Origin of the sequence: Prevotella sp. P5-64, assembly GCF_002251285.1 — a bacterium.
GTDB lineage: Bacteria > Bacteroidota > Bacteroidia > Bacteroidales > Bacteroidaceae > Prevotella.
The window spans coordinates 160879-181996 of the sequence record NZ_NPJK01000035.1; the positions used below are offsets into that span (position 1 = coordinate 160879).

The window sequence follows — 21118 nt, forward strand, 5'->3', positions numbered from 1 at the left end:
CGATTATGATACTGAAATTAAAAAAAGGTACAGTAGCATTCTTGAATAAAGAATTGCTTTACGTTGACTTCAAGTCAGTAAGACTGGATCGTGTTCTTACTAACTTGTTTATTAAGATGTATGCTGATGGGCAGCCTGTCCAGCTGGCATTCAGAAAGGAATATACTATCGATACACTGAAGTCCAATCTCAATGCTCTTGAAGAACAAGGTGTAATCAATGGTGTGAAGGATAATCCTGATGGTGTAGAGGACTGGCTACGTAGTTCACTACTCGAATTGGTTAACCGTGGTAATGTGATTAAGGAACATGTATCTACCTTAAAGCCACTCCATCTGTTGAGCTTCCGCGTACAGAACAGCAAGTACTGTCGTGACTATCGTGCTTCAGACCAATTATATCTCATGTTAAAAAGCAATCCCGAAGTGATGAAAGGATTGGTGAAGTATCTAAGCAAAGGTTGGGACAAAGCATCTGGCGAAATCAACACACAGGAGGAACTTGACGTAGATACCACAGGCATTCTACACATAACAAAGCCTCTCCGTGAGCGCAAGAGTATGAATAAGGATGTCGATATTATACCCAAGCCTCTTTTGGAGAAACAAGCTGCTTTGTTTACAGATGATATTCGTCGATTACTCATTTACAAAGAAAAACTTCCACGTGCGGTTTTCATCGACTATCTGAGAATACTCTGCGGTCTTCATCTTGCACTCTATACAATGAAAGTTGTATATCTGTTGCCCAAGATGATTGATGCCGGTACTCGAAACGTTGATGATGACTGGTCACTTGTTGTTGATTTGACAGATAATCTTGACAGTATTGTTTCGCAATTCGCTTGTAAAGACATTGAGCGAATGGAAAACAGCTATGGCAAATACATCCGTGCTACATACATGGTTGATATTATCCAGAAAAGAAAGCGTTGCGATGTTGATGAAGCTTTCCGCATACTCAAAGAAGACAATAACAAGCAAGGAGAGTACTATGAGAAAGAACTCAATGACATAGAGGATAGCCTTCCCAATAGTGATGAGAAGGAGTTTGATAAAAACGACTTCCATGAAATGTTAGAGTTCTTCCCTGAGAAAGACTATTTCGATATGTTTGTCCATGTACTTGAAAAATCCAATTTGGGTGCAAGTCAGTACAAGTACATACATGATTTTGTAGATGCTGTCTGCATGAAAAACAGCTCTTCTATGTTGCTGGCAGATAGCCGTTCTAAGCGTCATCCTCGAAGAGGTGCATTAGGTAGTAAACTGCTTGAAACGATGGTACAGTTGTTGGTTCTCAAAGAGAAGAGCAATGGCGGTTATGAAACCCGTTCTCTCTCAATAGATGAATTAGCGAAGGCTATTCGTGAGCGTTACGGTCTAATCATCAATGGTATTGGAGAAGAACGTTTTGCAGATGCTGATGTAGAAATGAATGCAGCATTCAGAGTTAACATGGATGCGTTCAAAAATAAACTTCGTCAGATCGGTTTTTATACAGATATGAGTGATGCTTGCATCCTTCAAAAGATTCGTCCACGTTATAAATTGGAAGACTAATGGAAAATATTAAAACATTATATTACGAGCGTTTCATACAACATGTTGTAGAAGCGTATTCACCTAAGTTGAAGTCTGCTAAGCCAGGACATTGTATGAAGATTACTGGTCTGGCTATGAAGGAGCTTCGTGTCTTGCTTCCATTGCTTCGTCCTTTGAACAGTGGAATGGAAGTTTATATCCTGTCAGAAACGGATAAAGGAGAAGAATTTATTCATGCTACTAAGCTTATTGAGCTACGTAATAATCCCGACAAGTCGGTACTTATCCTTGTTCCGTCAAACAGTCGTACATCAGCAGAAGACTCTTATGGTGATGCAACCTTCCAAAATCTGTCTGTAGCAGAGCTCCAAGATTCCTTCGTGTGGAAACTCATTCATGAATTACCAGAAGAAAAGGAATATCTTTGGAAACAGATGACAGACCTTTTTGAGGAGATAAAACCGTCAAGAACAACGGTCATCAACTATCTTCTATATTTGGAGACCAAACAATATGCTGATGAAGCATGGGGTAATGGATTGTACCTTTTTGGTATGCTTCCTGATAAAGACCTCATTAAGAATGAAGGTTCTATCAGAAGACGTTTCATGCTCAATTTAGAGAAGGTCTCTTCTGTGATGGCAGACTTCTCTTTAACTGCTGCTGACAGAATCGTTAGTCTGCCTTTAGTTAGAAATACCGTCCAAAAGGACTTAATGGTATTCTTTACTACAACGGATAATATTGAAGATGCCGTATCTCTCTTTGAGAATATTCACGATAATCATCCTGAATTCAATTATGCAGTTCTGCCTTGGATAGACAAAGACAACGAGAGCAAACCCGTAAAGGTCATGGTTGACATTGTTCCAGGAAAAGACCCCAAAAAGGAACTGGTTCGCGATGCCGATACAGGTTCCTTGCTGTTGGCTATTCCACAGGACAAAAAGGGAAAGGTTTCATTTACGATTACAACGGATCCATCTCCCAAAGATAATCCAGATATTTTCTCATTCGAAATAGCCCTTGTCAACATTGATGACTTCTCTGAAGTAGGAGTTGTGAAAAAAGCTAAGGTTGGAACTAACAAACGTGCCTCTCGTAAACTTTCATTGAATATTGCATCAGGCATGTTCGAAGAAGGTGAATATATGCTTCGTGTTCGTGCTCTTGACGAGAATGGTATTGTTCTTGACACATTAAAAGAGTTCAAAGAAGAACGTGTACAGGCTTCATGGCTTGATGCGAAGGAGCAGAATCCTAACCTTCAAATGGAACAGTACCGATTGGAGCAACACGTGGCATACTGCAATGAGTCTGAAAGCTTTACTATTACCACTGAAGAGTATTCAGGAGAAGGCGAAGTTGACAAACGAGGTAAAGTTAACAGTTTAACTCAGGCAATTATTCATTATCGTAGTACCCATCTGTCTAAAGAAGAAGATTTGGAGCTTCCCGAAGGTGGAACTGATAGAAGTATGTGGATTGAGGGTACATTGAATAATACATACCAATTTGACTTTGGTGCTGCATATGCTTATCAGATTCAGTTGCCTAAGAAATTGATACAATTAGAAACCACGTTCCTTAAAAATGATAATGAATTTGGTCATGTAGAGGCACTGCTAAGTGGTAATCCAACAGACGCAAAACTGCTTGATCCAACAGACACAGCAAGGCAGTACCCGTTGTTTGTTGCAGCTAAGGGGCTTCGTATTCCTGATGAACTAACAGCATTGCGTCAAGACTTATTTTCAATTATACGTGAGTCTGCTGAAAATGAAAGTGGTCTTACGTGTACTACAGACTTTACTACAAATATCGGACTAATCAAAGGCTATCTCGCTGAATATGATTCGTGGTTGAGAAATCTCCAAGAAACAGAATTAAGCGAAGAGCAGATTGTTTGCTTGCAGAATCTTGACACTGTACTTTTGACTGTCGAAATGCCTGATGGCAGCAATGTCAAAGTAAAACTTATTACCCCACTTCATCCACTTCGTCTGGCATGGATGGTCAACTTATATGAGTTGTATCAGGATTGGGAAGAAAAGACTTTAGAATATCCCAAGTACCGTAAGGCATGGTATAGGAAATTAGACAAACTCTTCATGGGATTATTGCCAATGGAAATTGCCCCTCTCGTACTAAGCGAAAGCTCTTTGCAAGAGGCATATCAGTATATTGGTGAAATCACATTCGGCTGGGGCGCGTATGCACAACCATCTTACGGAAGAGAAGACGCTTTTGCTTCTGGCTACCGTCAGTTGAAGTCATATACTGCGATGTTACTTAATGTCGCTCGTGAAAAGCAGATTGATAGTGATGTTAGCAAAGATTTGGTTGTTCGTCATCTGTTCAATTACGGATTGTCTCATCCATATACGGATAAACTTGTCATCAACCTCTTCAATGCTGGTGATGCAGCTGTATTTGCTCAGGCTCTCATTGAACTGGAGAAGATTGGACTTGGTCTTGACCTGACATATGAAATCCGTTTGTTCTCGGATGATAATATGCTACAATCAGGTGAAGCATTCAAAGAGTTGCTTGATCCAGAAGGTTATGGTAGAACCGCTGCTGAAGCAGAAGTATTTTCACAAGCTTCTGCAAACAGATTGTTCCCTAAACTTCGTTTCTCTCTTAACAAGGTAAGCGACTTTATTGATGACCACGATAAGTACCAGGCACACCTTTCGTTCCTGGTTAATCCATTCGCCGTGCATACTGAGTTAGTTCGCCCTGACGAATTAAGCCGTTCATTCTACCTGAATGGAACAATTTGCCGAGATGTGGTTAATGCGGCAAAGGAAGGAAAATCATTCGTGTGGAACAGGTATTACTCGAATAAGATACTGCCAAATCCTGTATCGGAGTCTGCAAACATGGAAGTTAGCTTGTTTGCACGTTTACAAGAAGCAACAGGAAAATTGCTCTCTTCTACTCTTGAAGAGTCTGTTCCAGCTACAACGCTACGCCTGAAAGAAAATGATATGATGCTGTTATCATTCGTCCATGATAGCAGTGACTGGGTTATCACTTTCGATAAAAACATGGGGCCAGAATTTTATGACTTACCATGTTTGGGCGAAAACGATATTCCTTATCTACTTGATTATGTCCCTGGTGAAGATGCTACAGGTGTTTCGTCGTATCTTACCACCAAACCTACAAGCGAGATAGGTGCATTGATGATTCCTCTCTTCCATGAATATGGTATTAACCTTGAAAGATATGAGAATTTCAAGCAGATATTGGAAGATGTGCGTTCTGTAAGTAGTTCTTTGATTATGCAGGTTAATGCAACCTCTCGTAAAGGATTTGAGGTCATTGGCACCACACTTTGTAAACGATTCTTGGAGAAGAAAGGGATAACAAAAGAGTCATTCCTCATTCCAATTGACCTCCATAAAGAATTGTTTGCAGACTTAGAAAACGAGAACAAGGAACGTGCAGACAATCTCGTAGTTAAAATCGACTCTGCAAAGAAAGAAATTCTGTTTACGGTAGTTGAAATCAAATGCCGCAATGCACATTACAATGCGGAAGAGCTTCATGCTAAGATGGTTAATCAAATTGAAAATACAATCTTTGCACTACGCTCACACTTTGAAATTGCAGTAGATGGCTATGATAGACTTGACAGAGAGCTCAAAGTATTGGAATTGAAATCATTCTTGGAGTTCTATATTCGTCGTGCTATGCGCTATGGCCAACTTGACCCAGAGTTTGCACACGAGTATTTAGTATTCATGAGTAAGTTAGCTGATGGATATACCATCAGATTTAAGCAGTTAGGTGTTGTGTTTGACTTTACTCAAATGGAACGTCAAAAGAAGCACTTCTATGGAGATGCACTCATTTACTCGATGGGAGAACCAGTAATTGGTGAAATCCTTAATACCGAGGGAACTTTGAACACCCAGGTACTTGAAGCAATGGACAAGGAAATCGTGAACTTCTTTGAGCCAACCCTAACTCCAAGAAAAGACCCTGACGGGGAAATTGCTGTACCTGTACAACCTTTTGTTCATTCTGATGAGCCTGAACAGGATTCTGATTACGAAGTTATAATTCCAAAGAAGACAACTGTTAAGACAGGAACCGAGAATCCTATCTCAGACATTCAAGACGAACCTATAAATCCTTCTGTGGATCAACCTTCTGTATCATTTGAGCCGCAGGAAGAGCCTGAGCATATCGATGTAGATGACACACCTCATGCCACCGAGTCTGTAACTAAACCATCCGAAGATGTGGAAACACCTTCTGAATCAGAACCAGTTTCTGAGCCAGAGCCTATTGATCCAAACTACGAGAAGCCGTCTTGTGATGTTATTATAGGCAAGAATGGTGATAGTCCCCAGTTCGGAATCATCGGTAAGATGAATAGCAATGGCCGTGTAATAGGTCTTGACTTAAATGAATGCAATACAATCAGCTTGTTTGGCGTTCAAGGTGCTGGAAAAAGTTACACCATTGGCTCAATTACAGAAATGGTACTCCGTCAATTCTCTAAGGTGAACTTGTTACCTGCACCAATGGCCAGTGTTATTTTCCATTACAGTGATAGCATGGATTATGCACCTGAATTCACATCTATGGTATATCCAAATGATGAAGCCGGTCAATTAGCAAAGCTCAAAGCTGAATATGGAGCGGAACCAGGCTGTATCAAAGATGTTATCCTTCTTGCACCAGAAAGTCAGGTGGAAACCAGAAAGGAAGAATATCCTGATATTGAAGTTCATCCTATAGGATTTGATTCTTCAGAATTGGCTGTTCGTGATTGGATGTTCTTGCTTGGGGCTATGGGAAATGACTCAACCTACATCAAGGAGTTGAAGCAGATTATGAAAGCCTGCAGAAATGACATGAGTCTTATCAATATCCGAAATGGTGTTGCAAACAGTAACCACATGAGCACATCCCAGCGTTCTCTTGCAGAGCAGAAACTGGATTTTGCCGAAGAATATATAAGCGATGGTAACAAACTACAGCAATACATGAAGCCTGGTCGATTGATTATCGTTGACCTTCGTGATGAGTTCATCGAGAAAGACGAAGCTCTTGGTCTGTTTGTTGTTATGCTCAATATTTTCTCTTCAGTGTTGAAAGTGGATGGACGTGCGTTCAACAAATTCATTGTATTTGATGAAGCACATAAGTACATGAACAACAAAGAACTTGTGGGTTCAATCACAACTGCTATCAGAGAAATGCGTCATAAAGGTGTTTCTATAATGATTGCAAGTCAGGATCCAATGAGTCTTCCTACAGAGATTATTGAGTTAAGTTCTATTGTTGTAATGCATAGGTTCAGTTCACCAGCATGGGTTAAACATGTCCAAAAGGCAATCACTCCATTACAGACTCTCACAGCTACCGAAATGGCTACTTTGGGTTCTGGAGAGGCATATCTATGGGCAAACAAAGCAACTGACAAAGCAATTACTCAAAGACCAATAAAGATTAGTATTCGTCCTCGTGTTACGAAACATGGTGGTGATACAATTCAGGCAGTTAAGTAATGAGAATATATCAATATACAAATAAAGGTAGTCGAGAAGAGAATCAGGATTTCGTTATCCATGGTTCCCTTCCCGATAACGCTGCTTTTTTCGTACTTGCAGACGGCATGGGTGGCTATTCTGATGGAGCTGCTGCATCAAAAGTAGTTTCAGAAGCCATTTACGACTTTCTGGATATGAATTATCAACATTATACACCTGCAGAACTTCTAAAAGAATCCATATCATTTGCTAATGATGCCTTGATGTTAAAACGAATGGCTATGGCTGCTCAGAAGATGGGATGTGTTATAACTATTCTTCTTATTTCTGAAGGATATGCCTATCTAACATGGCTTGGTGACAGTCGAATATACATGTACAGGGATGGTCAAGAAGTTTATAGAACTGAAGATCATTCTGTTGTTAATGAACTGGCTAAAATTAAAACATTACGCGCTTCAAGTTATGAGAAGTATTCTTCTATCGTAACTAAATCGATAATGGGAGTTGAAACTGTTGATGTTGCACCTGTCAGAAAAATAGAGATAGAAACTGGCGATGTGTTTATTCTCTGTTCTGATGGTTTCCATAAGGAGATTGACATGACAAAGGCATTGTGCTATGATGATTCTAAGAAGGAAGAATTGGATGCTATTGCTAATTCTATTTCTGACAATTTTTCATTCATAAAGGTTGAGATATGATATTGAATAATGCTATTATTGAGGATATAAAAGAAAAATCAAGTCTCTTGTTTGACAAAGCAGGAGACTTTAGCATTTTATCCTCTCTCATTTTTAAGGAAACAGGACGAAATATTGGTGTAACCACTCTGAAACGGTTATTCCACTACATACAAGATGACAGAAAGGCAAGTGAATACACATTAAACACCATAGCATTATATGTCGGATATAATTCATGGGAGGAGTACTCGTCAGCAAAGAATCTTGTTAGTGACTGGGGGTATAATGATGAGACCCTATATATCCATGCCCTTGAAATAAATACAAAAATCTTCATCCAATATCTGGATCGCAAAATTACCTTTGTTGTTGTTAATCACGAAGGCGAGAACTACTTGAAGGTTGTTTCGAGTGAAAACAGCAGTCTAAAAATTAATGACCTTCTCTTTGTCTATAAAATCCGCAAGGGAGAGATTCTTGAAGCAGAAAAAGTAATTCGAGGTGATAGCATCGGTAACTATAAGACACATGGTGAAATAATTAACGTTGAACTTATAAAGGACTAAAAACATGATAAATATCCCTAAAAAGGACTTTATTACAGATGACAAAAACAATACGGTTTGTTTTTCAAGTCTTCTTCCTACAGAAAGTAGCGGTTTAAGTTCTCGGTTAAGGAAAGAACTGTATGACGCATTGAAGGAGGCTGTCAAGCCCTTAAAGAATTATGAGCTGTACAATACTCGTGATATATGGGCCAGAGACTACATGCCTGTACAATTAACGCCAGATTTATTCTTAAACTACACATATAATCCGGATTATCTTAGTGAACAAAAGGCTTATATTACCAATTGGCTTATTCACAAAGTTCATGTTCGTCACAAAGAGAAGCTTGACCTTAACTTTGTGACTATGCCACTTGTTCTTGATGGAGGTAATATTATAAAGGCTATTGATAAATTTGGTCATCCAACTATTATCATGTGTAGTAAAGTTCTTAATGAAAACAATCTGTCAAAAAAAGAACTGATCGACTGGTGGGATATATTCTTTGATGGACAGATTCGTCTTATTCTCATAGATTGGGAAGGCAAAGAGGAGAATCCAATTGGACATGCAGACGGAATGGTTCGCTATATATCTGAGGGGAAAGTTCTTATCACGAATTACTGCGATTTGGATGATGAAGAACGCCTAACAAAACCATTGGAAAAATACTTTGATATTGAGCGTCTTCATTTCGGAGATATAGAAGGAATTAAAGACACCAAGATGTGGAGTTTAATGAAATCAAAGAGCTGGGGATATATCAATTTCTTACAAGTAGGCCGTCACATCATAATCCCTTCATTAGGATGGAAAGAACTCGACACAGCCGCAAATCAACAAATCAAGGAAGCATTCGGCTCATCTTTTGAAATAGAGACAATTAATTGTGACATGACCGAAATCCTTGAAAATCCTGATGTTAACACTAATAGCGGTGGGGGTTTGAATTGCCTAACTTGGACATTATTAAGTTCTGAATAGATTTCAAATAATAATGGCTGCCTACAAACACGTATAGGCAGCCATATTTGTACTATTTTGAAGCTGTATTCAAGAGTTTATCAATATTGAAAGTGAAAGTATAGTCATTCTGGACATTCTCAATCATGATAGGCATCATGACGGTCATTGTCTTTCCGACATATCCAGAAGCCTCTGCATTAAAAGCTTCTGGGGTTTTATATACACAAGGTATCAAGTAGCTTTCTCTCCAACCTCCGTATTGACCAGAGACATAATATACATTGTCGGTTGGCAAAAGAATATCTGAAATACTTGCACCTTTTGGTACCGTTGTAGCTGGCTGAGAACTATTTCTTTCAGCATATTTCACACCTGAATGCATAACTCGACCAACTTGACCTTTTGTATCTACATAGCTTACATCATCCCAGTTGATTTTTAGGGTATGACCTGATTTATTCTTCAAAGTAAAGTTGAATTGCTTGCTACTTACATACCATACAATATCAATGTAATCGTCTTCATAGCGATATTTACTGATGCCTTCTTCATCAAAAGTGACAACCTTGGTTTCACCAAATTGTTGTTTAGCGTCCGCAGGACTTTCAACAGCACTTAGACCAACCGAATAACTTGCGACATAACTCTTGAAAGCGCCGCATGAACTGAATAAGAATGATGCACATATGAGTGCGATAAAACTTAATTTCTTCATGTTACCAAATTTTTATTAGTTATAATGATTTGGGCACAAAGTTACATATATTTTTATATACATGTTCAAAATCACTTGAAGGTGGACTAACATGGACAAACTTGTTTCGTCATCTGTATGATGAATGTTCACTATTTTTGTAGAGAACGAATATAATCAATGAGGATGGCTGGGTCAAAAGCCTTGCCATCCTTTTTTGTTGTCAGATGCAGATGTTCACCAGTGGATGCACCAGTATTGCCTGTTAATCCCAATGGTTCTCCAGCTTGGAGGTAGTCATTGGTCTTTACATATTGTTCTGACAGATGGCAATAGCTGACCGTGTAATTAGCCGTCTGTACTGTCACGTATTTCCCAGAACGGCTGTCATATCCTACCCTAAGCACCTTGCCTGGCAGCATCGACAGAACATCCTCATGTCGTGCATGAAGGTCAATGCCGTTGTGCATGATATACTTATGATATACAGGGTGCATCCTCATTCCGAACTTTGAATTTATCTGTATCTTATTCAGAGGAAAGGACACACTGAGGTACGTCCTCAGTCTCTTTTCTTTCCCTTCCATTCTATCGGGAATATCAGTAGATGCCGTAACTGACGGCAAAACACTATCCTTCGGAGCAACTGTTTGTTCTGAAGGATTCTTTATTGTCTTGATTGATGGGCGACTTTCAACATCACCGATGGTATTGAACTGTGCGAAACTTGCAATCGGAACAAATGCCGATGTGAGTATTACGAGTATTGATTTTTTCATGGTGCAAAATTAGTGCTCTTGTGCCACTTGGGAAAATATCATCAGACAATACCTTACGGTTATAACATTTGATAAGTTTTGAGTATGATTTCTTCTGCAAAATTATACTCAAATGTTATCAAGACTCAAAATCGACCTGATTTAGTATTTTCTTCAGCTAAGATGAATAATTATGGTGTACCTTCGCAGCCAAAATTGTTTCATCAACTGATAAAAATTGAAGAAAATGCAGTTTACCGAGAACGAAATTCCATTCCAGACCCTTGACCGTTTGGGTCTGACCCGTGAAATGATTGAAGACCTCCCTGTCAGGATTACCAATGACATTCTCGAAGGAAGACGCTCGCCCGTACTTCCTATTATGGTTATTGACCAAGAGGGCAATGAGGTCAAGAGTCGTAGCCGCTTCAAGCTCATCCGCAAGGAGGACGGCAATGTTGATGCGCTCTTCTATCCTGAGATAGAGAAAGCGGATCTCAGACTGTTCTCAGAGCAGAACCGCGCTCTCTTAGAAAAAGGTAAGACTATCATTGCCACCATTCCTGACAAGAATGGCAGCATGGTACGCTCCTTTGTACAGATTGACAACGAGACCAACCAGGTATTGTCTGCACCAGTTCAGGTTATCGCCCGCAACCTCCAGTTCATTTCAGAGGATATCCATCTGAGCGAAGCCGAGTTCAACAACCTTCAGAATGGTGAGCCTGTCACCTTCGTCCGTGACGACGATGACGAACCTATCACTGTTGGTATTGACCTTAGCAACCGCACTGGAGTACGTGTATCTCCGGGCGATGCCAAGATGTGGAGCGAACAGCGAACCCGTGATTGGGACAAGTTCACCTTCGGCATCTACGGCTGTTGGGTCATGGGTGATGACGGCAATCTTGATTACGTCAAGGAAGAGGACTACACCGATGAACTCTGGAATGAGCAGAAAAAGGCAGGTCTCAGAAGCATGGGACATATGCGCTAATCAGAAACGAAAACCCTAAAAAGAAAGGACAATGGCTACAAACAAGTATTATTCCGAAAGCGAGTTGGTTCAGAAGAAGCAGAGCGGCGAATTTAACTGGCTCGACTATGTGAACCATCACTCCAAAGAATGGCAGAACGAATATGCTGACTTCTGCAGAGAACGCGGACTGTCTGTTGGCGATGAGTCGGCAGAAAAGTTCGTTGACTACAAAGGAGAAGAACTTGAAAAGGCACTGGCTGATGGCAATGCCTGATTGTTGAACCTAAACAACACTATTATGTCGATACGTTCCAATTCTCTACCACTGAGAGGCGATTTGTCGCCAGAGCTGCAAGACATCCTCAGACGTAATGGTATGCAAGCGCACATCATCCGTCAGGGCGATGGCTTCCAGTTGGCAGTTCAAGGGCATGACTCTCCGCTTCTCACCTATCCCATCTCTGCACAGCAGATGAAAGCCATGACAGACTGGGGTACGAATTATGCCAACAAGAATGCCTATAACACCTTTGCGGCACTTGTCGGCAATGACTTTTATGTTCCAAGGAACTTCGTACATGCCCGTAATGCCAACGGACGTGTTGCCATGGGACTTCACGGCTATAGGATCGGTGTCGGTGAATATGGCCGTATGGCTTGGGACAGACGTGGGCTGCATCCTATGTGGGGACTGCACGACCGTTTCTTCTTGGGGTGGACACCTCGACAGCAAGCAGGTTTCCACATGCGACGTGTCGGTGGTGCGCTCTTCATGCAGGGTGCTCCTATGGTTCCAGACCGTCCAGACGGACGCATCAAACCAGGAGAGTTGCAGAATGGCGGTTACGGCTTCTACTACAAGGGACAGCAGACAGCCGTTCAGCCTCCGAAACAGGATGTGCTGGCAGACCTCCAGACAGTCATCACTCCTATGGAAGTGGCTCCACGTAAACTGGAACCAGCCAAGCCATATAATGAGCTTATCACCTCGAAGGTCTATTTCTCCAATGAGAAGTTCAAGGAGTGTCTGGACAGTCACGGTATCGTGATTGATCCAGAAAAGAAGACTCTCACCATCCAATCCTCTGCCACCAAGCAGGATTTCGTCTATGACCTGACTGAGGAAGAAGTCAAGAAGCTGACAAGCAACTCCATCAAGGAAGTGCCTGTTCAGCAGCGTCTCGACATACTCAACAATGTCATCAAGGGCGACTTCAGCGAGAAGATTACGATGGATATGCTCAATTCCAAGGAGCAGATTGGTATTAAGCTGAAGCCAGAGGTCGAAGCAGAACTGAATGACCGTCAGACACTGATTCTGGAACAGGCGAATATTCCCCTGACTATGGACGGCAGACAGGTTCAGTTAGAACCAGAAGACCGCTCCGTTGCTCATGTTGACGGCAATGCCCTCTATGAACTCAATGAGGGCAAGGCATGGTATCGTGAGGGAAAACATGGTCGTGAAGTCAATGTCGATGACATCAAGGTTGAGCCAGTCAGGAATGAGCAGGGCGAAATCGAGAAGGATGCCAAGGGCGAAGCCAAGTACCGCATGACAGCGGTCATCAACGGTGAGAGCATCAGCCATGAGATTACTCAGAAGCAGTATGATAAGTTCATGGCTATCGATGACTACCATCGCATGAAGCTCTTCTCCCACATCTTCAGTGAGGTGGATATGAAAAACATTCCTGGTATGAATACCAGCTTGGGCGCAAAGATCGGTGGAGCCTTGCTTGCCGGACTTGCCATCACACATGAGCTGACCCATGACTTCCACCATCACAGTGGGCCTTCCATTTTCATGGAGCATCATGGGCCAGACAGACCTCATGTGTATTTTAAGCCTGGTGTTGACTCACCGCAGGAGTTGGCATCGAGGGCTTTTGATGCAGGACTGAATGCTGGAGAACACGGCGTAGGATTAGGACACACAAGGTAAAAGGTTTTTTTCAGGATAACAAAATGGCAGAACTCACCTACGACGATTTCAAAAACAAGCTCAGTATTCAGGATGTGCTGATAGACGCTGGCTACACGTTGAACAGACGTGACGGCTTGCGCTATCCGTCGTATGTAAGGCTGGACAGCGAGGGCAGACGTATTCGTGGTGACAAGTTCATTGTCACTGCCAATGGCCTTTGCTGTTTCCAGCCGCCTACGCGGAAGAATTACAACGTCATCAGCTTCATCAAGGAGCATCCAGAAATGTTCTCTGACTACACGGCTGGCATGGATAAGGACAGACTCGTCAACCTTGTCTGCAACAGACTTTTGAATAATCCTATCGAGGAAAGGGAAAAGAAGATTATCAATCCACAGCGTGACCTTCCACCTTTCAAGATAGACGATTACAAACTGCATCGTTTTGATGGCAATGACAGGGAAACGCAAAAGCCATTCTATCCATATTTCCAGCCAAGAGGTATCAACCTCAGTACGCAGTATGCTTTCCATCATCATTTTGTCCTTGCAGAACGCACTGTAGGCGACCAAACTTACAAAAACCTCTCCTTCCCCATGACCATTCCTGGATCTTCAGACGGAAAGATTGTCGGATTGGAAGAAAGGGGAAGAAGAAAGCAGGACGGCACATCTTACAAAGGCATGGCCAGAGGCTCCAATGCCAGTGAAGGTCTTTGGATTGCCAGTCCGATGGGCACCAAGCTACAGGATGCCAAGCGAGTCTTCATCTTTGAGAGTGCATACGATGCAATGGCTTTCTATCAGATGCTGGCTGGCAAAGATAGTAACCTTACCACACAGGAAAAGAAGGAGCTTGTTGGTGGTATCTATGCTTCTACGGGCGGTAATCCATCCGCAAAACAGTTTGAAGGATTATTGAGAACTGCCAAGGATGCCACTTTTCACATGGGCTTTGACATGGATGATGCCGGAATGAAGTTCGCAGACATGTTCAGGGACTTGGCAGAGAAAGCCAACGTCCCAAGTAACCGTGTCGTCCGTGAGGAAACCAATGACGGCTATAAGGACTTCAATGAAGAGCTGCTTGCCATGATTGAGCGTAAGAACCATCCACTTGCCAAGGGCAATGTCCCTGAAGAATACAAGGCTTACGTGGATTCCTTCAGAAAAGGAACGGATAACATACCATCCACGAAAGATGTGCTTCATCCGAATAGTGAGCAGATTGACCTTCTTCCGAAGTCAGTCCAGAAACTCTATGCCAGATATGAAGCCCTGTATGAAGATGCCTACGAGATGCGTTCTTCCAGACTTGTAGCACCATGCGACAAAGAGGAAGCTATCAACCAGGCATCGGAGGCATGGAAGACTTTCAAGGAGAGTCTTTGCAAGGCTCTTGACATCAAGGAAGACACGGCGGCACTTGACGTGGAATCCGAGGATGTTGGCAATGACAAGAAGATACAGCATGACGTGGACTATACCACCAGTGTTGACGAGCAAGGCAATGTTGCTATGGAGGTAGAGACATCAGATCAGGAAGAGCGAAGACATTATCATCGGTAACTATGGAACAGGTAATCAGACGCTTCAACATCATCACGCTTCGCCCACATTGGGCGCAGTATATCATCAGTCAAGGATTGATGTTCCTTGTCAGTATGGTACTGTTCCTTGTTGCCGGACATGAAGCCATCACCTTCAAGGCACCATTTCTGATACTTGGTACCATCACAACCCTTATGATGCTTTATGGCTGTCTGTATCTGTGCAAACTCAGGTTCATTGTTTCCTCTGAGCAACTTATCATCCAGCATGGCATCTTCCATAGAACAAGCGACTACATTGAGCTTTACCGCATCGTGGACTTCAGCGAGAGCAGGGATATACTGGAACAGTTGTTCGGGCTAAAGACCGTCAGCATCTACAGCGGCGACAGGACAAATCCCAAGCTCGACATCTACGGAGTGAAAGAAAAGCTCGATGTGGTGGCTATCATCAGAGAAAGAGTTGAATACAATAAACGCAGAAAAGGCATTTATGAAATCACCAATCGGTAACATCTATCCTATGAACAAAGACCGATGGCATTTTGACCAACGGTGGTGGACAGTCGCAGTTATGGCGTTTGTCCTCTTGTGGTTGAGTTTCGGGAAAGCCCATGCCCAGATAACCTCCAGTAATCCATTGGAATATGTGGCACTGGCAGAAGGCAATGAACTCATCAATGGTCAGATCAAGACCCAGATTGATGACCAGCAGAAGACCGCACTGCTTCAGAACGGCATTGCAGCCGAGTTTACGATGATCCACAAGTGGGAAAAGAAGTACAACTCCTATCTGAAGACGGTGGACGGCTATGCCAGTACATTAAAAGCCTGTACCACACTATATGATGACGGTGTACGCATCTTCATCAATCTCTGTAACCTGAGAAAAGCGATGGCCGACAATCCGCAAGGTATCGTAGCAACTATGTCTATGAATAACCTCTACATAGAGACGGCCACGGAACTTGTGACCATCTACACGACATTGAGGGATGCCATTGCCAAGGGAGGTACAGAGAATATGCTTACTGGAGCCGAGAGAAGTAAAACCCTTTGGGCACTCAATGACAGGCTCGATGCTTTCAATAAGAAACTCACCAAGCTCTATCTGTCCATCCGCTACTACACCATGACCGATGTATGGAACAGTGTGACAGCTGGAATGATTGACCGTACCAATGGGGAAATAGCACTCCAGGCCCACAGACGATGGATAAGATGTGCCAGAGCTGCTTACTAAAACGGAATGAATCATGTTGAATAAATCTTTCTTTGTCATAATCATGCTGACTCTCGCCCTCCCCTTCGGGGGAGTTGGTGGGAGTATGCTCCATGCTCAGGGCAATGACCCTGTGCTGGCAGGAATGATTGCGCTCTATACGGACAAAGCCAAGAAAGAGCTGAAGCAACAGGAAAAGATGATGCTGCTGGAGGCAACAGGTCATATCTGGATTACCGAAGAGGTCAATGCTACCACAGACCTTCAGAAGGAGTTCAACAAGTACCTTGATGACTTTCACGGCATCATAGCCTATGCAGCACAGATATACGGCTTCTACCATGAGATTGACAGGATGGTTGACAACCTTGGAAGTTTCAGCCATCAGCTAAGTGCTCATCCCACGAATGCCCTTGCAGTGGCACTTTCCGCTAATCGTAACAAGATCTATCGGGAGATTATCATGGGAAGTGTGGATATTGTCAATGACATCCGTCAGGTCTGTCTCGCCAATACCAAGATGACCGAGAAGGAACGTCTGGAGATTATCTTTGGCATCCGTCCTAAGCTCAAACTCATGAACAAGAAACTCCAGCGTCTCATCAAGGCGGTGAAATACACATCCCTTGCTGACGTGTGGGCAGAGATTGATTACAGTGCCAGGAGCGAAGCGGACAAAGCCAGTATCACAAGGCAATGTATGGAACGCTGGAGGCGAAATGGCAGAAGATAATTGATTGTTGAACTTAAAGAGCATAGAATATGAGTTGGAGTTCATTACTCAAAGCAACATTTAAGTACGGTGGCCGTGCAGCCAAGGCAACGGCTTCATCCGTTGGCAGTGCCGTCATCCATCCTCAGAGAACCATCAAGGGACTCGGTACAGCCACCAAGACCGCTGCTGTCGGCGGTGCTGCCGCATACGTCGGCTGGGAAAAGCTGACTACAGACAAGAGTGTCGCCCGTATTGTTGGCGATGCTGTCGTTGGCTCAGATACCATTGATACGGTCAGTGATAAGGTTGATGGCGTAGCCAATACCGTAACCGAATTGAAAGATTCCGTAGGCGGTGCTGTCGATACCATGAACAATGCCATGACCAGTGTGGATAGCAAGTGGAGCGGCATGTCAAACTTCCTTCGTGGTGTGTTCTCTGGCAACGGAGGCGATATGTTCAGTAACTTCTTCAGCAACCTCGGCAAAGGCAACGTGTCAGGTCTCAGCCTTGCAGGACTGGTACTTTCAGCTCTGCTTGTCTTCGGACGTTTCGGATGGCTCGGAAAGATAGCCGGAGCAGTCCTTGGCATGATGATGATTGGCAACAATGCCAATATGAGTCAGGTGCTGGGAGGTGGACAGCAGAAGCCTTTGGCACAGGAAACACCACAGAGGGAGCTGCCGAAGCCACAGGCACAGGTCGTTCAGGTGGATGAACCGCCAAGGGAACAGATTCACAGGGGCAGATAATCAAAGACTAATTTTCAAGGATAACAATATGCAGTTTACACATGAAATGATACTCCAGTCAGACAGCGGCTACTGTATGCCGTTTGAGGAGAAGAACAAAGATGTAGAGATGTCGCTCGGCTACGGCAAGCAGAAGCACCCTAAGACAGGAGAGAAATTCTTCCATCATGGGATTGACTTCGATGTCAAGCATTACCTGCTTTCTGCTGTTGCTACAGGTAAGGTGTCGGGATTGGGAAATGATGCCATTCACGGCATCTATCAGGTCATCCGCTACGGCAACTATGAAGTGACCTATTCCCATCTGAGCAATGTCTTTGCCAACTACGGACAGGTAGTAAAGGCAGGTCAGGTGGTCGCTGTGAGTGCCGACATGCTCCACATGGAAGTTAAGTACAATGGCGAGGAAATGAACCCGTTGGAATTTCTCACCATGATTTACGGCAACCTCAAAACAATGGAACAGCAAGGTCAGGTTGGTGCCGTGCCTCAGTTCGTCACCATCGACATGGACGTGCATACCATGTACGACAAAGACCAGAATGAGATTGAAGAGCTGATGATGCGCTTCTTCCCGGACTACATGAGTGACATGAGCAATGGCCTGTACTCCATTCCTGAGCATACAGAGCTTGCGCTTCGCAACATCTTCACGATGTCAGCGATGAAGAACTACTTCTATGAGACCCTGCCCAGCATGGCAAATCCTTTGGGTATGGGTGCCAGGAGCATACCATTGGCTGAGAAAGTGCAGAACCTGCTGATAGCCGATTTCCTCAACTATCTGGCATTGAGGCATCATGTATTCCTCAGTACGATGTCCGCACTCGAAAAAAAAAAGCTGAAGACAGAGCCGTAGCCAGTAGCGGACTCATCGATCCGCTGGCAGAGCTGGAGATTGACGTGCAGAGCTTCGATATACCAAGACTTGTGAGTGTCTATCCAGACAAAAGCGGAATCCGATGGTGGACAAAGGCATGGTTCAACAACAGCGAGGCAGGTGAAGCTGCCATAGAGATTGACCGTATGCTGGCAATCAAGTTCATCAATGACAATGTAGATAAGGACGAATGGTTAGAGGAATACTTTCCAAAACAGATGGAAGTCTATCATCACGCCATCGAACAGACAAAAGAACAGATATTAAACCAATTGAACTTATGATAACAAAAAGATTGTTTTCCATAATTTTCGCTATGCCAATGGCAGTGTCCTCATTCGCAGACAGTGGCTTGTCTGGTTTGAGCGATGCTGCTGACGGCGTAGGTTCTTACCTTCCTTATGTTCAGGGAGTGTGTTATGTGATAGCTGCCGTGATAGCCGTTGCAGGTGCCATGAGCATCTATCTGAGTATGCAGACCAATCCTAACCAAATCAGGAAGAGGATGATGATGACTGTAGGCAGCTGTATGTGCTTCGTATTGATGGCTACCGCCTTACCTCAGTACTTCGGAGTTGATGGCAGTGGTTCTTCCACAGGAGGAAGCAGCAGTTCATCTACAGGTAGCGCAAATTCAGACGGGTTCCTTGCCTCTGACAAAGGAGGAATCTCACAGACTGGCATCAACACGGAAATACCATCCTTCCATGACAAAACTGGAAACTGGATTACATTCCCTCCAGAAACGAATATGACAGTCGCCAATCACTTGATGGACATCTATGATCATTTCGGGTCAGGACGAGAAGGTTCTTATGGACGTACTCTTGCCTACATTCACAATGCCTATCGTCAAGGTCAAATCGACCATGACATGTTTGAGCAGCTGATGAGAATATCAGGTAATCTACCTCATAATTAACCTGTAACATCACTTTAAGTAATGGCAGAAACAAACAACGATAAGTTATTCAGAACTAAGGTCTTGCCAATAATGAACAAAGTAATGCGAGACCTTCGGTTAAAGCAGTCTGAAGAGATGGCCATTCATACCAGCAGCTTGCCGTATATCATGGCTGGAGCAGCTGGGCCTGACGGTGGAATGTCAGCACAAGCAGCCAGTCTTGCCTCTCTCAGATACACGGGGAAATGGAACTCCAAGCATACTGAAGACTACGTTCAGATGGTGAAGGATGAGCTGAAAAAGCAGCACATCGCCGTCACTCCAGAGATAGAGAAGATGATGATTGAAAAGATGATCAAGGATGAGATTCCGAAGTCATCCATTGACTATATCATGCGCAAGGCAGCAACCAACACCATCTTCTATCTTCCCCAGGCACTTAACAAATCGCCACTGGAGAACCATATCACGGCACAGGCTGAGAAGAGGTATAATCCATCCACTTTGGAAAAAGGAACGGGTTATGTCTTAGGAGCAGCCGCAGACTATATGACGATGGGCGGTATCGGTGGCAGTTGGTCTGGAGCAGCCAAGTTCGTTGGTGTTGACCTTGCCTTGAATGCCGCCATTGATAAGGTGGGAGCAAAAGAAACCGATGATGTTCCCTTGATTATTGCGCCCGAACACAGAGCCGAATACAAGGCTACTCAGGCAAAAAGGAATCAGGAACAACCCAAGCCAAAACCAAAAGAAAATACCCCAACAGTGGAACGGACAACGGAAACACAGGTGCAGCCTGTAAAAGAGCAAAAAGAAGTCGCCCAGACACAACCTGAAGCACAGCAGGAGCAACCACAGCAGACCAATCAGAATGGCTGGAGCGGATTGCTCAGCTCTGTTGGTCTGAACGGCATTTCCGACATAGGTCACAATCTCGGCTATGTACTGGCCATGCTTCCAGACATGCTTGTAGGCATTTTCACAGGTAAGACCAAATCACTTGGTCTGAAGGATAACATGCTGCCTTTAGCCAGTATCGTGGCAGGTATGTTTGTCAGAAATCCCATTCTGAAGATGGTTCTCATCGGTATGGGAGGACTCAACCTTTTGAACAAGGCTGGTCACGAAGCCTTGGATAATCACAAAGGAGTCAGTTACGGACAAGGTGGAAACGCCAATGTCCGGGGCAATTACAAGGTCTATGAGGATGAAACCCTCAATGCCCGAATCTCGCAACCGCAGATTAAGGGCAACTGTCTGATTGCAACCATCGACAAGGTTCCATGCACCATCGCATTGCCGGACAGAGTTGTGGATGCATACAATCAGGGCGCACTGCCTCTTAACACCCTTGCCAATGCCGTACTTGCCAAGAACGACCAGATGCGACAGATAGCAGCTGAGAATTATGCAGCCAGTGAACAACAGGCTCAGACCAGGACACTTGCACAACGATAATAAACCCATTAAAACAATAGAG

19 protein-coding genes are annotated in these 21118 nt (G+C 43.5%); 17 read left to right on the forward strand and 2 right to left on the reverse strand.

The genetic code is table 11. The annotated features are described in order from the left end of the window. Positions 1-5 precede the first annotated feature (5 nt). The 5 genes from CIK87_RS06865 to CIK87_RS06885 are packed head-to-tail and all read left to right on the forward strand — an operon-like array spanning position 6 to position 9276. The gene (locus tag CIK87_RS06865) at positions 6-1562 is read left to right on the forward strand and encodes a hypothetical protein (RefSeq protein ID WP_094386565.1); all 1557 of its coding nucleotides are present in this window, start codon (positions 6-8) and stop codon (positions 1560-1562) included. Further along, positions 1562-7075, forward strand: a complete 5514-nt coding sequence (locus CIK87_RS06870; RefSeq protein ID WP_094386566.1) for an ATP-binding protein — start codon at positions 1562-1564, stop codon at positions 7073-7075. Before CIK87_RS06865 ends, CIK87_RS06870 begins: the two co-directional genes overlap by 1 nt. Further along, positions 7075-7761 (forward strand): PP2C family serine/threonine-protein phosphatase, encoded by a 687-nt coding sequence (locus CIK87_RS06875; protein ID WP_094386567.1) that lies wholly within the window; start codon positions 7075-7077, stop codon positions 7759-7761. Before CIK87_RS06870 ends, CIK87_RS06875 begins: the two co-directional genes overlap by 1 nt. Next, positions 7758-8309 carry a hypothetical protein gene (locus CIK87_RS06880; RefSeq protein ID WP_094386568.1) on the forward strand — a complete coding sequence of 184 codons (552 nt, stop codon included), beginning with the start codon at positions 7758-7760 and terminating at the stop codon, positions 8307-8309. The genes CIK87_RS06875 and CIK87_RS06880 overlap by 4 nt, the downstream gene beginning before the upstream one ends. 4 nt (positions 8310-8313) lie before the next feature. Beyond that, complete coding sequence (locus tag CIK87_RS06885) at positions 8314-9276, forward strand: agmatine deiminase family protein (RefSeq protein WP_094386569.1); 963 nt, start codon at positions 8314-8316, stop codon at positions 9274-9276. A gap of 52 nt (positions 9277-9328) precedes the next feature. Here the strand turns inward: CIK87_RS06885 and CIK87_RS06890 are convergent, their stop codons facing one another. Continuing rightward, positions 9329-9973 (reverse strand): hypothetical protein, encoded by a 645-nt coding sequence (locus CIK87_RS06890; protein WP_094386570.1) that lies wholly within the window; start codon positions 9971-9973, stop codon positions 9329-9331. 131 nt (positions 9974-10104) lie between these two features. Then, a complete protein-coding gene (locus tag CIK87_RS06895; protein WP_094386571.1) occupies positions 10105-10731 on the reverse strand; it encodes a M23 family metallopeptidase in 627 nt (208 codons plus the stop codon). Positions 10732-10948: 217 nt separating this feature from the next. Between CIK87_RS06895 and CIK87_RS06900 the strand changes: the two genes are divergently transcribed. The 12 genes from CIK87_RS06900 (at position 10949) to CIK87_RS06955 (ending at position 21096) form a co-directional block, all read left to right on the forward strand. After that, positions 10949-11707 (forward strand): DUF4099 domain-containing protein, encoded by a 759-nt coding sequence (locus CIK87_RS06900; protein ID WP_094386572.1) that lies wholly within the window; start codon positions 10949-10951, stop codon positions 11705-11707. Positions 11708-11738: 31 nt separating this feature from the next. Further along, on the forward strand, positions 11739-11963 hold the full coding sequence (locus tag CIK87_RS06905; RefSeq protein ID WP_094386573.1) for a hypothetical protein: 225 nt from the start codon (positions 11739-11741) through the stop codon (positions 11961-11963). Positions 11964-11987: 24 nt separating this feature from the next. Next, positions 11988-13634 carry a hypothetical protein gene (locus tag CIK87_RS06910; protein WP_094386574.1) on the forward strand — a complete coding sequence of 549 codons (1647 nt, stop codon included), beginning with the start codon at positions 11988-11990 and terminating at the stop codon, positions 13632-13634. Positions 13635-13657: 23 nt separating this feature from the next. Further along, entirely contained in the window at positions 13658-15184 is a 1527-nt protein-coding gene (locus tag CIK87_RS06915; protein WP_094386575.1) for a toprim domain-containing protein, read from the forward strand. 2 nt (positions 15185-15186) lie between these two features. Continuing rightward, positions 15187-15678 (forward strand): PH domain-containing protein, encoded by a 492-nt coding sequence (locus CIK87_RS06920; RefSeq protein ID WP_027455122.1) that lies wholly within the window; start codon positions 15187-15189, stop codon positions 15676-15678. Between the two features lie 61 nt (positions 15679-15739). Then, on the forward strand, positions 15740-16408 hold the full coding sequence (locus tag CIK87_RS06925) for a hypothetical protein (protein WP_094386576.1): 669 nt from the start codon (positions 15740-15742) through the stop codon (positions 16406-16408). Positions 16409-16451: 43 nt separating this feature from the next. Further along, the gene (locus CIK87_RS06930) at positions 16452-17120 is read left to right on the forward strand and encodes a hypothetical protein (RefSeq protein WP_094386577.1); all 669 of its coding nucleotides are present in this window, start codon (positions 16452-16454) and stop codon (positions 17118-17120) included. 29 nt (positions 17121-17149) lie between these two features. Beyond that, positions 17150-17854, forward strand: coding sequence for a hypothetical protein (locus CIK87_RS06935; protein ID WP_044109272.1), 705 nt, complete (start codon positions 17150-17152; stop codon positions 17852-17854). A gap of 28 nt (positions 17855-17882) precedes the next feature. Further along, positions 17883-18713: a M23 family metallopeptidase gene (locus tag CIK87_RS06940; protein ID WP_094386578.1), complete on the forward strand. Its 831-nt coding sequence runs from the start codon at positions 17883-17885 to the stop codon at positions 18711-18713. A 23-nt stretch (positions 18714-18736) separates the two neighbouring features. Next, positions 18737-19018: a hypothetical protein gene (locus CIK87_RS06945; protein WP_027455118.1), complete on the forward strand. Its 282-nt coding sequence runs from the start codon at positions 18737-18739 to the stop codon at positions 19016-19018. Beyond that, on the forward strand, positions 19015-19656 hold the full coding sequence (locus tag CIK87_RS06950; RefSeq protein WP_158216216.1) for a DUF4134 family protein: 642 nt from the start codon (positions 19015-19017) through the stop codon (positions 19654-19656). Before CIK87_RS06945 ends, CIK87_RS06950 begins: the two co-directional genes overlap by 4 nt. Positions 19657-19677: 21 nt before the next feature. Beyond that, complete coding sequence (locus CIK87_RS06955; RefSeq protein WP_094386580.1) at positions 19678-21096, forward strand: hypothetical protein; 1419 nt, start codon at positions 19678-19680, stop codon at positions 21094-21096. Positions 21097-21118: the final 22 nt, after the last annotated feature.

Excerpts from the sequence above, each read along its gene's own strand:
- CIK87_RS06865 (WP_094386565.1), top strand. The coding sequence starts at position 6 with ATGATACTGAAATTAAAAAAAGGTACAGTAGCATTCTTGAATAAAGAA.
- CIK87_RS06870 (WP_094386566.1), top strand. The coding sequence starts at position 1,562 with ATGGAAAATATTAAAACATTATATTACGAGCGTTTCATACAACATGTT.
- CIK87_RS06875 (WP_094386567.1), top strand. The coding sequence starts at position 7,075 with ATGAGAATATATCAATATACAAATAAAGGTAGTCGAGAAGAGAATCAG.
- CIK87_RS06880 (WP_094386568.1), top strand. The coding sequence starts at position 7,758 with ATGATATTGAATAATGCTATTATTGAGGATATAAAAGAAAAATCAAGT.
- CIK87_RS06885 (WP_094386569.1), top strand. The coding sequence starts at position 8,314 with ATGATAAATATCCCTAAAAAGGACTTTATTACAGATGACAAAAACAAT.
- CIK87_RS06890 (WP_094386570.1), bottom strand. The coding sequence starts at position 9,973 with ATGAAGAAATTAAGTTTTATCGCACTCATATGTGCATCATTCTTATTC.
- CIK87_RS06895 (WP_094386571.1), bottom strand. The coding sequence starts at position 10,731 with ATGAAAAAATCAATACTCGTAATACTCACATCGGCATTTGTTCCGATT.
- CIK87_RS06905 (WP_094386573.1), top strand. The coding sequence starts at position 11,739 with ATGGCTACAAACAAGTATTATTCCGAAAGCGAGTTGGTTCAGAAGAAG.
- CIK87_RS06910 (WP_094386574.1), top strand. The coding sequence starts at position 11,988 with ATGTCGATACGTTCCAATTCTCTACCACTGAGAGGCGATTTGTCGCCA.
- CIK87_RS06915 (WP_094386575.1), top strand. The coding sequence starts at position 13,658 with ATGGCAGAACTCACCTACGACGATTTCAAAAACAAGCTCAGTATTCAG.
- CIK87_RS06920 (WP_027455122.1), top strand. The coding sequence starts at position 15,187 with ATGGAACAGGTAATCAGACGCTTCAACATCATCACGCTTCGCCCACAT.
- CIK87_RS06925 (WP_094386576.1), top strand. The coding sequence starts at position 15,740 with ATGGCGTTTGTCCTCTTGTGGTTGAGTTTCGGGAAAGCCCATGCCCAG.
- CIK87_RS06930 (WP_094386577.1), top strand. The coding sequence starts at position 16,452 with ATGCTGACTCTCGCCCTCCCCTTCGGGGGAGTTGGTGGGAGTATGCTC.
- CIK87_RS06935 (WP_044109272.1), top strand. The coding sequence starts at position 17,150 with ATGAGTTGGAGTTCATTACTCAAAGCAACATTTAAGTACGGTGGCCGT.
- CIK87_RS06940 (WP_094386578.1), top strand. The coding sequence starts at position 17,883 with ATGCAGTTTACACATGAAATGATACTCCAGTCAGACAGCGGCTACTGT.
- CIK87_RS06950 (WP_158216216.1), top strand. The coding sequence starts at position 19,015 with ATGATAACAAAAAGATTGTTTTCCATAATTTTCGCTATGCCAATGGCA.
- CIK87_RS06955 (WP_094386580.1), top strand. The coding sequence starts at position 19,678 with ATGGCAGAAACAAACAACGATAAGTTATTCAGAACTAAGGTCTTGCCA.